Origin of the sequence: Pandoraea pnomenusa, assembly GCF_000767615.3 — a bacterium.
Classification (GTDB): domain Bacteria; phylum Pseudomonadota; class Gammaproteobacteria; order Burkholderiales; family Burkholderiaceae; genus Pandoraea; species Pandoraea pnomenusa.
This window is the reverse complement of record NZ_CP009553.3, coordinates 3,809,780-3,824,089: the sequence shown is the minus strand read 5'-3', so window position 1 is coordinate 3,824,089 and position 14,310 is coordinate 3,809,780. Positions and strand designations below refer to the sequence as shown.

The 14,310-nt window shown below is 66.1% G+C and carries 10 protein-coding genes; 3 read left to right on the top strand and 7 right to left on the bottom strand.

Going from position 1 to position 14,310, the window contains the following annotated elements:
• Positions 1 to 70 precede the first annotated feature (70 nt).
• Together shc and LV28_RS41120 are read left to right on the top strand one after the other, a co-directional pair.
• On the top strand, positions 71 to 2,035 hold the full coding sequence (shc, locus tag LV28_RS41125) for a squalene--hopene cyclase (RefSeq protein ID WP_048806865.1): 1,965 nt from the start codon (positions 71 to 73) through the stop codon (positions 2,033 to 2,035).
• 23 nt (positions 2,036 to 2,058) lie between these two features.
• The gene (locus LV28_RS41120) at positions 2,059 to 2,757 is read left to right on the top strand and encodes a phosphorylase (protein ID WP_224785325.1); all 699 of its coding nucleotides are present in this window, start codon (positions 2,059 to 2,061) and stop codon (positions 2,755 to 2,757) included.
• A gap of 155 nt (positions 2,758 to 2,912) precedes the next feature.
• Here the strand turns inward: LV28_RS41120 and LV28_RS41115 are convergent, their stop codons facing one another.
• The 5 genes from LV28_RS41115 to LV28_RS41095 form a co-directional block, all read right to left on the bottom strand.
• A complete protein-coding gene (locus tag LV28_RS41115; protein WP_023597012.1) occupies positions 2,913 to 4,115 on the bottom strand; it encodes a glycosyltransferase in 1,203 nt (400 codons plus the stop codon).
• Complete coding sequence (hpnA, locus tag LV28_RS41110; RefSeq protein ID WP_023597011.1) at positions 4,112 to 5,107, bottom strand: hopanoid-associated sugar epimerase; 996 nt, start codon at positions 5,105 to 5,107, stop codon at positions 4,112 to 4,114. The genes LV28_RS41115 and hpnA overlap by 4 nt, the downstream gene beginning before the upstream one ends.
• Positions 5,108 to 6,229 (bottom strand): adenosyl-hopene transferase HpnH, encoded by a 1,122-nt coding sequence (gene hpnH, locus LV28_RS41105; RefSeq protein ID WP_023597010.1) that lies wholly within the window; start codon positions 6,227 to 6,229, stop codon positions 5,108 to 5,110. It abuts the gene before it with no gap.
• Between the two features lie 23 nt (positions 6,230 to 6,252).
• Positions 6,253 to 7,212 (bottom strand): 4-hydroxy-3-methylbut-2-enyl diphosphate reductase, encoded by a 960-nt coding sequence (ispH, locus tag LV28_RS41100; protein ID WP_038620431.1) that lies wholly within the window; start codon positions 7,210 to 7,212, stop codon positions 6,253 to 6,255.
• Between the two features lie 391 nt (positions 7,213 to 7,603).
• Positions 7,604 to 8,248 (bottom strand): MlaC/ttg2D family ABC transporter substrate-binding protein, encoded by a 645-nt coding sequence (locus LV28_RS41095; protein WP_038620433.1) that lies wholly within the window; start codon positions 8,246 to 8,248, stop codon positions 7,604 to 7,606.
• Positions 8,249 to 8,471: 223 nt separating this feature from the next.
• Between LV28_RS41095 and hpnN the strand changes: the two genes are divergently transcribed.
• A complete protein-coding gene (hpnN, locus tag LV28_RS41090) occupies positions 8,472 to 11,135 on the top strand; it encodes a hopanoid transporter HpnN (RefSeq protein ID WP_038620435.1) in 2,664 nt (887 codons plus the stop codon).
• 126 nt (positions 11,136 to 11,261) lie between these two features.
• On the opposite strand, the gene dxs is transcribed toward hpnN, so the two are convergent.
• Together dxs and LV28_RS41080 are read right to left on the bottom strand one after the other, a co-directional pair.
• Positions 11,262 to 13,208 carry a 1-deoxy-D-xylulose-5-phosphate synthase gene (gene dxs, locus LV28_RS41085; protein WP_023597006.1) on the bottom strand — a complete coding sequence of 649 codons (1,947 nt, stop codon included), beginning with the start codon at positions 13,206 to 13,208 and terminating at the stop codon, positions 11,262 to 11,264.
• Positions 13,209 to 13,230: 22 nt separating this feature from the next.
• A complete protein-coding gene (locus LV28_RS41080; protein WP_038620436.1) occupies positions 13,231 to 14,304 on the bottom strand; it encodes a 2-aminoethylphosphonate aminotransferase in 1,074 nt (357 codons plus the stop codon).
• Positions 14,305 to 14,310: the final 6 nt, after the last annotated feature.

Here is a 14,310-nt window from a genome sequence, read left to right as displayed (position 1 = left end):
ACGCACGGCCACCGCCACGGCGGTGGACCTCAAGCTGCATACCGAGCTCGCCCAGAAGGTGAGCACGGCAATGGCCACGCAGACGCTGGAGTCGGGCATCGAGCGCTCGATCGCCGCGCTACTCGACCTGCAACAGGACGACGGCCACTGGCTCTTCGAACTGGAGGCCGACTCGACGATCCCGGCCGAATACGTGCTGCTGCGCCATCATCTGGGCGAGAAGGTCGATGCTGAACTCGAAGGCAAGATCGCCGCCTATCTGCGTCGCATCCAGGGCGAACATGGCGGCTGGCCGCTGTTCCAAGACGGCAAGTTCGACATGAGCGCGAGCGTGAAGGCGTACTTCGCGCTGAAGATGATCGGCGAGCCGATCGACGCGCCGCACATGGTGCGCGCCCGCGAGGCGATTCTGTCGCGCGGGGGCGCTCAGAATTCGAACGTCTTCACGCGCATCCTGCTCGCGTTGTACGGCGTGCTCGATTGGAAGGCGGTGCCGATGATGCCGGTCGAAATCATGCTGCTGCCGAAGTGGTTCCCGTTCCACCTGTCGAAGGTGTCGTACTGGGCGCGCACGGTGATCGTGCCGCTGCTGGTGCTGCAGGCCCGGCGTCCGCTTGCGCGCAACCCGAAAGGCGTGCAGATCGACGAGCTGTTCATCGGCAACCCGAAGGACGTGGGCCCGCCCAAGCGGGCCCCGCATCAGAGCCGCTTCTGGTTCACGTTCTTCTCGGGCGTCGATCACGTGCTGCGCGCGCTCGACCCGTGCTTTCCGAAGCGGCTGCGCCAGAAGTCGATCGATCGCGCGGTGGCGTTCGTGGAGGAGCGGCTCAACGGCGAGGACGGGCTCGGTGCGATTTATCCGGCCATGGCCAATGCGGTCATGATGTACGACGTGCTCGGCTACCCGGAGGATCATCCGAGCCGCGCCATTGCCCGCAAGTCGGTCGAAAAGCTGGTCACGCCGGCCGACCACGAAACGTATGTGCAGCCCTGCCTGTCGCCCGTGTGGGATACCGCGCTGTCGGCGCACGCATTGCTCGAGACGGGAGACAAGCGCGCCATCGAAATGGCGGGCAAGGGGCTGGAGTGGCTCATCCCGTTGCAGATTCTGGACGTGCGCGGCGACTGGATCTCGCGTCGTCCGAACGTGCGCCCCGGCGGCTGGGCATTCCAGTTCGCCAATCCACATTACCCGGATGTGGACGATACCGCCGTGGTGGCGATGGCGATGGACCGCTATGAGAAGCTTGCCGGCAAGTTCGAGAACGACAAGGTCGACGCCAGCACTCGTCCGATGCGCCATGCCATCGACCGGGGCACGGAATGGGTCATCGGCATGCAAAGCAGTAACGGCGGATGGGGCGCATTCGAGCCGGAAAATACCCATCTGTATCTGAACAACATTCCGTTCTCGGATCACGGGGCGCTGCTCGATCCGCCCACCGTCGACGTCTCGGCCCGTTGCCTGTCGATGCTCGCCCAGTTGCCGTCGTCGCCCGAGCGTCGCGCCTCGGCTGAACTGGCACTGAAATATATTCTCGACGATCAGGAAGCCGACGGCAGCTGGTACGGCCGCTGGGGCATGAATTACGTGTACGGCACATGGTCCGCCATGTGCGGCTTGCAGGCCGCGGGATTGACGCCGGAGCACCCGGCGCTCGCGCGCGCGGCCCAATGGCTGATCTCGATCCAGAACGCCGATGGCGGCTGGGGCGAGGACGGTGACAGCTACAAGCTCGAGTACAAGGGCTACGAATCGGCGCCGAGCACGTCGTCGCAGACCGCCTGGGCATTGCTCGGTCTGATGGCGGCGGGCAAGGCCAATGACCCGGCGGTCAAGCGCGGCATCGACTATCTCCTCGACACGCAGAACGATGAGGGGCTGTGGGACGAAGCCCTCTACACGGCCACGGGGTTCCCGCGTGTGTTCTACCTGCGCTACCACGGCTATCGCAAGTTCTTCCCGCTGTGGGCACTCGCCCGCTACCGGAACCTGACGGTTCGCAACGACTGCCCGGTCCCTTGCGGCATGTAATGACCAAGCGCGCGCAAACACTCATGCGTCCCTCCGTCATCGTGGTGACCGGCATGCCGTTCGAGGCGCGCATTGCGCGCGGCGACGGCGTACGGGTGGTGTGCGCGCAAAATGCCACGCTTGCCGCCGATCTGGAGGGAGCGATCGCCTCCTCGGGCGGCGCGCGCGGGTTGGTGAGCTTCGGCACGGCCGGTGGGCTGATTCCCGGTCTGACGCCCGGGCAGTGGGTCATCGCGCACAAGGTACTCGACATGCCGCGACAGGCGCACGAGTATGTCACGTCCATCGCCTGGGCCGACGCGTTGCATCGCGCGATGCCCGGCGCCCTGCGTGCCGACATGGCGGGCGTGACGGCGCCGGTGGTCAGCGTGGGCGACAAGGCAGCCCTGTTCCGCGAGAGCGGGGCGGCGGCGGCCGACATGGAGTCGCACATCGTCGCGCGTGTCGCTCACGCGCACGGCCTGCCGTTCGTGGTGGCGCGGGTAGTGATCGATCCGGCCGAGCGGACGTTGCCGCCGGCGGCGCTGGCGGGCATGCGCAGCGACGGTTCCACCGATATCCTCGGCGTGCTGCGCTCGCTCGCCGCCAATCCGAGGCAACTGCCCGCGCTACTGCGCGTCGGACAGGACGCCGGCCGCGCCAGGCAGGCGCTGCGCCATGGCCGCCAGATCGTCGCGCTCAAGTTGGGCGAAGGCTTCGGTGCGGACGCGGCGGGTATCTGACGCGATTCGTGCGCGACGCCCGGTATCGGCAGGCACCGGATAGACGGTCGGAAGGTTGCTGGCGCCGCGTGTCTAAAAAAATGCCAGCGTGTCTTTGAACACGCTGGCATTTTTTTCTCGGAGGCAATGGCGCCGACGTTCGTGATGGCGTCGGATCATGCGTCCGAGGATTGCTGCCCGCGGGCCTGTGCGCGTCCCTTCCACATGCCGCCGCGACCGCGCCAATGCTGCAGCGCCGAGTCGAAGGTGAAGACGGTGTAAAGCGCAGCCACCAGCGGCAGCATGGGACCGAAGCTCGACGGCTGGCGGTAGAAGCGCAGTATCGGCAGATATGCCAGCGTCATGGCCAGCCAGGCGAACAACCCCAGCCACTGGGCGATTCCCGTGGCGAAGATCGTCATGACCGGTGGCACGATGAATGTGAGCAGCAGCGACACGAGCGTGCCCGCGAGCAGCACCGGCGAATACTTCAACTGCGCGTACGCGGTGCGCGACACCATCTTGCGAATTTCGCCGAGGTTGTCGTACGGACGCACGCTCACGGCGCGCTGCGTGAGTCCCAGCCAGATCGATCCCTGCTTCTTGAGCAGACGGCCCATGGCGCAGTCGTCGATGATCTCGTCGCGAATGGCTTCGATTCCCCCGCCCGCTTCAAGCGAGGCGCGATGAATCAGCATGCACCCGCCGGCCGCGGCCGCCATGCGCCTGTTGGGATCGTTGACCCACGCGAACGGGTAGAGCATCTGGAAGAACAGCACGAACGCCGGGATTAGCGTGCGCTCGAACCAGGCCGTGCAGCGCAGCCTCGCCATGAGCGAGACGAGCACGCGATCGTCGCCCGTGGCACGCGTGACCAGACGGCGTACGTTATCTGGCGAGTGCGCGATGTCGGCGTCGGTATGCAGCAGGTAGTCCGGCGGCACGCCGTCGTCGTTCGTGGCGGGGTCGCTTGCAAACGCCACGCCCTGACGCACGGCCCACATCTTGCCCGTCCATCCCCCCGGCAGGGGCTGGCCGCCGAGCACGTCCACGCGGCGCGTGAACCCTTCGGCGGCGGCACGCGCGGCGGCGTCGCGAGCCAGATCGGCGGTGCCGTCGCTGCTCTGATCGTCGACCACCACGATGCGCAGGCGCCCCGCGTAATCCTGACGACACAGCGATTCCACCACCTGGCCGATCGACTCGGCTTCGTTGCGCGCGGGAATGATGACGGCGACCGCCGGCCACGTCGCGGGAACGGGCAGGGTGTCGTCGTCGAGATCGTCGCGCTCACGGGCGCGCCAGAAGCCGCCTTGCGAGCTGAGCAGATAGATCCAGATGGCCAGCGAGAGCGCGGCGATCCAGGCCAGAACAGTCATGAGAGATATCCAGCGGAACCAAACCAGGCAAGCGCATCGCGCAGGCCGTCGGCGTAGGGGCGGGCAGTGTAGCCGAGATCGCGCCTGGCCTTCTCCGACGAGAAGAACATGTGATAGCGCGACATCTTCAGGCCGTCGACCGTCACGAAGGGCTCCTTGCCCGTGAAGCGCGCCACGCCTTGCGCGGCCATCGCCAGCGGGTAGAGCGGCCAGCGCGGCAGGGCGATCGTGGGCGCCTTGCGGCCGACCATGTCGGCAATGCCGGCGAGCATGTCGCGCAGCAGCACATCGTCGCCGCCGAGAATGTAGCGCTCGCCGATGCGGCCGCGCTCCAGCGCCAGCAAGTGCCCTTCGGCGCAGTCGTCGACATGCACGAGATTCAGGCCGGTGTCGACGAACGCCGGAATCTTGCCCTGCGCCGCTTCTACGATGATGCGTCCGGTCGGCGTAGGCTTGATGTCGCGCGGGCCGATCGGGGTGGACGGATTGACGATGACGGCCGGCAGGCCGTCGTTGGCGATCATGCGCTCGACCAGTCGCTCGGCCGCGACCTTGCTGCGCTTGTAGACGCCGATGGTCGTGGCTTCGTCGTTCGGGCGGGTTTCGTCGACCGGGCCGACGGCATCGTGCACGCGCAGCGTGGCTACGCTGCTCGTATACACCACGCGCTGGACGCCGGCGCGCAGCGCGGCGTCCATCACCGTGCGCGTACCGTCGATATTGGCCCGCATGATGTCGTTGGGATCTTTTGCCCAGAGTCGATAATCGGCGGCGACGTGGAGCAGGGCGTCGCATCCGGCGAGCGCGCGTTGCATCGAGGCAGCGTCGCGCATGTCGCCTTCCACGACCTCGACAGGCAGATCGGCGAGATTCGCGCGGGGGCTGGAGCCACGCACCAGCAGGCGAACCTCGTGACCGCGTGCAAGCGCCGTGCGAGCCACCGCGGAACCGACGAACCCGGAGGCGCCGGTGACCAGCACTCGCGACGGCATTTACGCCTTGGCCCGGCGCAGTTCGTCGAGCTTGATCTCGACGTGCTTCGAGAACACGTACTCGGCCGGCCGCTGCTTTGCGAACGAGATGTCGTCGGCCATCGGACCGTCGGTGCGCACGCCCTTGAGCGCCACGCCCAGCGCGCGCAGCGGGTGCGACATCGTCTCGTTCACGGCAGTGGCTTCGAAGCCGCTGTGGACCATGCAGTCCGCGCACTTCTCGTAGTTGCCCACGCCGTACTTGTCCCAGTCGGTGGTTTCCATCAGTTCCGTGTACGTCTTCGCGTAGCCTTCGCCAAGCAGGTAGCACGGGCGCTGCCAGCCGAACACGGTGCGCGTCGGGTTGCCCCACGGCGTGCAGTGATACGAGCGGTTGCCGGCGAGGAAGTCGAGGAACAGGCTCGACTGGCTGAACGTCCACTTCTTGCCACCGTCACCGCGCTTGAGAATGTCGCGGAACAACTGCTTGGTCTTCGAGCGATTCAGGAAGTGTTGCTGATCCGGGGCGCGCTCGTAGGCATAGCCCGGCGAGACGGTAATGCCGTCGAGACCCAGGTCCTTGGTCGAATCGAAGAACCTGGCGACTTTCTCGGGATCGGCGTTGTTGAACAGCGTGCAGTTGATGTTCACGCGGAAGCCGCGCGACTTGGCCAGCTTGATGGCGGCCACGGCACGGTCGTACACACCTTCCTGGGACACGGCCGCGTCGTGCATTTCACGGTCGCCGTCGAGGTGGATCGACCAAACGAAGAACGGGCTCGGCTCGTAATCGTCGATCTTTTTCTCGAGCAGCAGTGCGTTCGTGCAGAGATACACGAACTTCTTGCGTTCGATGATGCCCTTGACGATCTGCGGCATTTCCTTGTGCAGCAGCGGCTCGCCACCGGCAATGGAGACAACCGGGGCGCCGCACTCGTCGACCGCGTCGAGCGATTCCTTGAGCGAGACGCGCTGATTCAGGATGGGGTCCGGATAATCGATCTTGCCGCAGCCCGAGCAGGCGAGGTTGCAACGGAACAACGGTTCGAGCATGAGCACCAGCGGGTAGCGCTTGTTGCCCTTGAAGCGTTGCTTCATCAGGTAGGCGCCAACGTACGCCTGTTGGAGAAAGGGGATGGCCAAGTTCGGCTCCTGTTCGTGTTGCGTTAGCCGGCGACCGCGTGGCGCGCGGTAACCGGCTCGTCTTTGGTCAATTCCGACGGCAGGCGAAACTGAATGGTTTCTTCGATGCCGTCCATGAGAGTCACTTCGACCGTGTCGATGCGACGCAGCGCGTCGATCACGTCTTCGACCATGCGCTCGGGCGCGGACGCCCCCGCGGTAATGCCGATGCGGGCCTGACCGCGTACCCATTCCGGATTTACCTCGGAGCCATCGGCCACAAGGTAGCTCGGCAGCCCCATTTCGGCGCCGATTTCGCGCAGGCGGTTCGAATTCGAGCTGTTCGTCGCGCCGACCACGAGCAGCACCTCCACACGCTCGCACAGCTCGCGCACGGCGGTCTGGCGGTTCTGCGTGGCATAGCAGATGTCCTTGGTGTTCGGGCCGACGATGTCGGTAAAACGACGTTGCAGCGCAGCAATGATACCGCGAGTCTCGTCGACCGACAGCGTGGTCTGCGTCACGTACGACACCGGGGTGTCGATGGCGAGCGCGAGCGCATCCACATCGTCCTCGGTCTGCACCAGGTGCACGGGGCCGTCGATCTGCCCCATGGTCCCTTCGACTTCCGGGTGGCCGGCGTGACCGATCAGAATGACTTCGCGGCCCGCGGACACGTAATTCTTGCCCTGGATGTGCACCTTCGTCACGAGCGGGCAGGTCGCATTGAGCACCTTCAGGCCGCGGACTTCCGCTTCCTGTTCGACGACGCGCGCGACGCCGTGCGCGCTGAAGATGGTGACAGCGCCCGCGGGGGCTTCGGACAACTCGTCGATGAAGCGCGCGCCCTTGGCCTTGAGCGAGTCGACCACGTGCTTGTTGTGGACGATCTCATGACGCACGTAGACGGGGGCGCCGTATTTTTCCAGGGCGCGCTCGACGATATCGATCGCACGTATGACACCCGCACAAAACCCGCGGGGTTGGGCAAGTATGACTTGCATTCAGCTCTCCGGCTCAGGTCGGCCGGGATGGCGGTTGCTATCGGGTTCCCATGTCGTGCATGTGGCCGCATGGAACGCGCGAGGCCAGTTTTGATGGCAAATCGCGTGTACCCGTCGAGGGGACCGCCGTCCGGTCGTTTGACAAGCGACGATTGTAACCGCCGCGGCCAATTATTGCTGATGACCCCCGGTTGACGGGCGTCGCGGTGTGTTGCGAAAACGTCGATCCATCACGCCTTGTTCCGCCCCTATCCGTCCCCCGATCCGGAGCTTGTCCTGCCCCTGTCCGGCGCCCGTCTCCCGCCAACGCCGCGCACAGACGAGTCCGGCGCCGGGATTGGCGCGCCCGGAGGACCGCGCCGGCCCTGAAAATCAATGTCAAGTCCTTGTTTTATTTGCCAAATCTTGCGTTCTTCTCGCGCAGGTAGCCAATCAGGCTGTCGATGCCACCCTGCTCGATGCGCGCCTTGAACTGAGGTTGATACAACTGGATGAGCCAGGCATTGGCCACGTTCTCGCCCATCATGTTGATGTCGTAGATCTTCCAGCCCTTGTCGGTTTTTGCCAATCGGTAGGCCACCGACAGATTGTCGCCGGTGCCGCTGACCGTGGCGCCGACCACGACGTCGTTGCTGGTCGCGGTGAGTTTGGCCGGGGCGAACTTGAACGAAATCTGTGTGCCGCGCACCTGCGAGAGTTGCAGGGCGAAGGTATTGACCAGCAGTTGCTGGAACTGTTCGAAGACTTGCTGCTGCTGCGCCGGCGTGGCGCTGTCGAAGGCCTTCGGGCCGACCGCGTAGCGCGTGGTGCGAAGGAAATCGGTGTAGGGCAGAAAGTCGCGCGCCACCACGCGGGCCGTGGCCGCCACGTCGCCGTCGCGCGCGGCAGGGTCGGCCTTGGCGGCCTTGACGACCGTCTCGACGGCCGTTTTCACCATGTCGTTCGGATTGGACGTGCCGGCCTGCGCCCAGGCGCTCGACATGCCGATGCCGCTGAAGGCGACAGCGCTGAATGCTGTCACGAGGAATTTGTTCATACCTGAGATCGTCGGTTTAAATCGGGTAGGCGGTAGTGTAGTGCACGCGGCCTTGTATACTGCTGCGATTTCGTCAATACACCGTTTCCCCGCGTTTCAATGGCTGATCGACGGACAACGTCCGCGATTGGTTCCCCGCCAGGCCCTCCGGCTAACGTTTCGTTACGTGTTTGGGGGCTGCGAGCGCGGCGGAGACACCGTCTTTACCTTCCGGAACCGCTACATGCTGACTTCGCTCGTGGTACGCATCGTCCGATTTTCGGCGAAGCACGCGTACCCGGTCATCTTCGCTTCGCTGCTGCTCGTGATGGCGAGTTGTGTGTACGTCGCCAAACATTTTGCGATCAACACCGACATTTCGAGCCTGATCGACTCGAACACGCCGGCCGCCGAGCGTGGCCGCGAGATCGATCGTGCCTTCCCGCAGAAAACCGACATGACGCTGGCCGTCGTGGACGCGCCCGCCGTGGAGTTCGCGGACAAGGCGGCCGCCGAGCTGGCCGCCCGACTCGCGACCGAGACCGACGTGTTTCGTGCGGTGAGCCGGCCGGGAGCGGGCGAATTCTTCGCGCACAATGCGTTGCTCTTCGCGACGCTGGACGACGTGAAGTCGCTCACAGGGAAGCTCGAAGACGCCAAGCCCCTGCTCAATCGTCTGGCGCAGGACCCGAGCCTGACCGGCCTGTCGAACCTGCTGTCGGTCACGCTGCAAACGCCGCTGCTCACCGGGCAGGTGAAGCTTGCGGACATGCGCGACCTTCTGGGACACGCGGCCGATACGACCGAGGCCGTGCTGGCCGGTCGTGCGGCGGCGATGTCCTGGCGCGGGCTCGTCACGCCCGACACCGTGGCGCGCAGTTATGTGCAGGTGCAGCCGGTGGTCGACTACGCGTCGCTCGAAGCCGGGGCGAACGCGGCCACGCGCATTCGCGAGGCCGCGGCCGAGCTCAAGCTTGCCGAGCGCTACGGCGCCCGGGTGCGCCTGACCGGGTCGCGGCCGCTGTCCGACGAGGAGTTTGCCTCGGTGCGCGAGGACGCCGGTCCGAACGCCGTCATCACGCTGCTTGCCGTGCTGGTCGTGCTCTGGCTGGCGGTGCGCTCGGGCAAGATGATTCTGGCGGTGTTCATTACGCTGCTCGCCGGACTGGCCGTCACATTTGCGCTGGGCCTGATGATGGTCGGCGCGCTCAACATGATCTCGGTCGCGTTCGCGGTGCTGTTCGTTGGCATCGGCGTGGACTTCGGTATCCAGTTCGGTGTGCGATACCGCGAGGAGCGCCATCGGTGGGACGCCCGTGGCGAGGCTGGTGAGCGCGGCGGCAAGGCGGGGCACGAGGGCGAAGCAGCGTTGCGCGGCGCGCTCGTTGCCGCGGGCCGCGCGATTGCGATGCCGTTGTCGCTGGCCGCCGCCGCCACGGCCGCGAGCTTCTTCTCGTTTCTGCCGACCGACTATCGCGGTGTGTCCGAACTCGGGTTGATCGCCGGTGTGGGGATTCTGTGCGTAGCCTTCCCGTCGGCCATCACCTTGCTGCCTGCGCTCATCAGCGTGCTCAAGCCCAGGGGCGAGGCCAGCCCGCCGGGCTTTCGCAGCCTCGGCCGGGTGGACGATTTCACCGAAAGGTACCGCAATCCGCTGCTGTACGGCACGCTGGCGCTGGTGGTGGCCGGTCTGCCGCTGCTCGCGCATCTGCACTTCGACTTCAATCCGCTTCACCTGAAGGACCCGAAGACCGAGTCGATGGCCACGCTCAACGACCTGGCCAACTCGCCGGAGGCCGGCGTAAACGACGTGCAACTGCTCGCACCGAATCTCGCCGCCGCCGACGCCGATGCCGCAAGGCTTCGCGCGGTGCCCGAGGTGGGCCGCGTGGTCACGCTCACGACGTTCATGCCGGCCGATCAGCCGGCCAAGCTCGCGCAAATTGCCACGGCCTCCGCGTCGCTCATGCCGGTGCTCACGCAAACGCCGCTCGCGCCGGGGGCGGACGCCGCCCGCGTGTCGTCGCTCAGGACGGCAGCGGGGCAGTTGGAAGATGCCGCGCTCGATCATCCGGGCGAAGGCGCCAGGGAGGCCCAGCGCCTTGCCGCTGCGCTGCGCAAACTGGCGGCGGCCGACGCCGCCACGCGCGACCGTGCGGATCGCGCGATTGCCGACCCGCTCAAGCTGGCGCTCGGCCAACTGCGCGATGCGTTGCAGCCGCACGAGGTCACGCGCGAGACGCTGCCTCGCGACATCGTCTCGCAATGGGTGGCGGCTGACGGCCGTGCGCTCGTGAATATCTCGCCGCGCGTTGACAAGGGCGCCGATCCGAGCGACGACGCCATGCTGCGCAAGTTCAGCGCAGCCGTGCTGGCGACGACCCCGGACGCCGTCGGCGGGCCGATCTCGATTCTTCGCTCGGCCGACACCATCATCCGCTCGTTCATCGAGGCGGGCGCCTGGGCGCTGCTTTCGATCACCGTGTTGCTCTGGCTGGCACTGCGCAAGTTTGGCGACGTGCTGCGCACGCTCGTGCCGCTGCTGGTCTCGGCGGCGGTCACGCTGGAGATTTCCGTGCTGATCGGGCTGCCGCTGAACTTCGCGAACATCATCGCGCTGCCGTTGCTGCTTGGCGTGGGCGTGGCTTTCAAGATCTACTACGTGATTGCCTGGCGCGAAGGCAAGACGCGGTTGTTGGCGTCGAGCCTCACGCAGGCGATCGTACTGTCCGCCGCCACCACCGGCATCGCCTTTGGCAGCCTGTGGCTCTCGCACCACCCGGGCACGTCGAGCATGGGCAAGCTGCTGGCGTTGTCGCTGGTGTGCACGCTCATCGGCGCCGTGTTCTTCCAGCCCGTGCTCATGGGCAAGCCGCGCGAGCCTCACGTGCCGCCACCGAAATCCTGACGGCACGGACGCGCCTGCGAATCGGTCGACGGATTTGCTTAGGCAAGAAAAACGGCACCGCGAGGTGCCGTTTTTCTTTCGGGACCGGCCCCCTGGGCGTCCGAGGGGCCGTGATGCACTTCGCGCTTACGGGTGCGGCGAGTCGAGCGCCTCGCCCGCGACGCCTGTCCCGACGGCCTCGACCTTGCCGCCGAGGCGCGCGGCCAGCGCGCGACGGATCGACGCCGCGATGCCCGTGGCGTCCAGGCCGACCGACGCGAGCTGCTGCGCGGGCGTGCCCTGATCGATGTAAATATCGGGCAGTCCCAGTTGCAGCACCGGCACCTGCACGCCGTGGGCATTGAGCGCTTCGACACACGCCGTGCCCGCGCCACCCATGATCGCCCCTTCCTCCAGCGTGACAACGAGATCGTGCGTGCGCGCGACCTCCAGCACCGCCGCTTCGTCCAGCGGCTTGACGAAGCGCATGTTAAGCACGCTCGCGTCGAACTCGCCGGCCACCTGCTCCGCTGGCGCCACCATCGAACCAAAGGCCAGGATGGCCACACGACGGCCCGCCGGGGCGGCGCTGCGTCGGCGTGTCTGCGCCCGTCCCAAGGGCAACGTCGACAGCTGCGCTTCGGTCTTGACGCCGGGACCCGTGCCGCGCGGATAGCGCACGGCGCTGGGGCCCTCGATGCCGAGCGCCGTCTGCAACATCTGGCGGCATTCGCTTTCGTCGGCCGGCGCCATGACGACCATGTTCGGAATGCATCTCAGATAGGCCATGTCGTACGCACCCGCATGCGTGGCGCCATCGGCGCCGACCAGGCCGCCGCGGTCGATCGCGAAGACGACTGGCAGATTCTGCAAGGCGACGTCGTGAATCAACTGGTCGTAGCCGCGTTGCAGGAACGTCGAGTAGATGGCGACCACAGGCCGCAGCCCCTCGGTCGCGAGCCCGCCCGCAAACGTGACTGCGTGCTGTTCGGCAATGCCGACGTCGTAATACCGCTCGGGAAAACGCTTCTCGAATTCGACGAGCCCGGAGCCTTCGCGCATGGCGGGGGTGATGCCCACCACGCGCTTGTCCGCCGCCGCGGCGTCGCACAACCACTCGCCGAAGACCTGCGTGTACGTCCTGGCCGCCGCGGTGCCCGGTGCGGCGGGGCGAATGCCTTCGCTCGGGTTGAACTTGCCCGGGCCGTGGTACAGCACGGGGTCGGCCTCGGCGAGCTTGTATCCGCGCCCCTTGCGCGTGACGACATGCAGAAACTGCGGGCCCCTGAGCGCCTTGATGTTTTCCAGCGCGGGGATGAGGGCGTCGAGATCGTGGCCGTCGATGGGACCAAGATAGTTGAAGCCGAACTCTTCGAACATCGTGCCCGTGGGCGAGACGATGGCTTTCGCATGCTCTTCGAGCCGGTGGGCCAGCTCGCGCATGGGCGCGGGGGCATTGCGCAACAGATTGCGCACACTTTCCTTGCCCGCCGAATAGAACTGGCCGGACATCAGGCGCGTGAGATATTGATTGAGCGCGCCCACCGGCGGCGAGATCGACATGTCGTTGTCGTTGAGCACGACAAGGAACGGCAGGTCGTCGTACACGCCGGCGTTGTTGAGCGCCTCGAACGCTTCGCCCGCCGTCATGGCGCCGTCGCCGATCACGGCGATCGAATGTCGCTTCTCGCCCTTGACCTTGCTCGCCAGCGCCATGCCCAGCGCGGCGGAAATCGACGTGCTCGAATGCGCCGTGCCGAACGTGTCGTATGGCGATTCGTCACGCTTGGGAAAGCCCGACAAGCCTTGCCACTGACGCAGGGAGGGCATGGCCTCGCGGCGTCCCGTGAGGATCTTGTGCGGGTACGTCTGGTGTCCCACATCCCAGACGATGCGATCGTTGGGGGTATCGAAGACGTAGTGCAGGGCGATCGTCAACTCGACAGTGCCGAGGTTCGACGAGAGATGCCCGCCGGTGCGCGAGACGTTTTCGAGCACGCAGGCGCGCAGCTCGTCGGCCAGGCGCCGCAGGTCGGCGCGCGACAGTGCGCGCAGATCGGTCGGGGAGTGGATGCTGGCTAGCAAATCGGTCATGGCTGAACGTCCGTCCCCGCGCTCACTTCACCAGGCGGGCGAACGAAGCGAGCAGGCGGTCGATGTCGGCGGACGTGAGGTTGCCCATCGTCGAGATGCGGAACAGTTCGCTGGACAGGCCGCCCTGGCCTGCATAGATCACGAAGCCGTCGGCCTTGAGCCAGTCATGCAGGCGCGGATAGTCCACCCCCGCGGGCAGCTTGTACGCGCGCAGCACGACCGACGACTCGTTGGGCGGGAGCACGCTGTCGATGCCCAGTGCGGCCAGACCGGCGCGCGCCTGCTCGGCCAGCGAGGCGTAGTGAGCATGGCGCGCTTGCCAGCCGCCGGCGTCTTCGAGTTCGCGCAGCGCTTCGACCAGCGCGTAGTACGCATGCACGGAAGGCGTGAACGGCGTGTTGCGCTCGGCCTGCAGCTTGGCCAGGCGCGCGATGTCGAGGTAATACGTGCGACTGAAGGCCTTGGCCAGCGCCGTCTTGCGCACCATCACGAACGACACCCCCGGCACGCCGTGCACGCATTTGTTCGCGGTGGCGGCCACGGCGGCAATCGCCGTATCGTCGAAGTCGATGGCTTCGGCCGCGAAGCTGCTCACGCCGTCGACGAGCAGGTCGATGCCACGCGCGCGGCACGCGGCTGCCACACCCGCGAGCGCATTCAGGCGGCCCGTGGTGGTTTCGTGGTGGATGATCGCGACATTCGTGTACGGACGATCCCCGGCCGCGTCGAGCTTGGCCTCGATCTGCGCGAGATCGGGCGCCTGCATCCACTCGAAATGGAGAATGTCGTGATCGATGCGGTACTGCCTGGCGATCTGTGAGATCCGTTCGCCGTAAACGCCATTCTCGACGATCAGCAAACGCCCGCCTTCCGGCACGAGTCCGGCGGTCATGCTCTCCACGGCGGCCGTGCCCGAGCCGGTCATCAGCACCGGCGTCCAAACTGCGGGGTCGAGGCCGTACACGGCGTTCAGGCGCGTGCGGGCTTCTTCCTGCAAATCGAAGAATTCCGGCTCGCGGTGGCACAGGTCGGGTTGCAGCAAGCTCTTGCGGACGCGCTCGGTCAGCGTAACGGGGCCCGGATTCAGTAACAGCATGGCGAA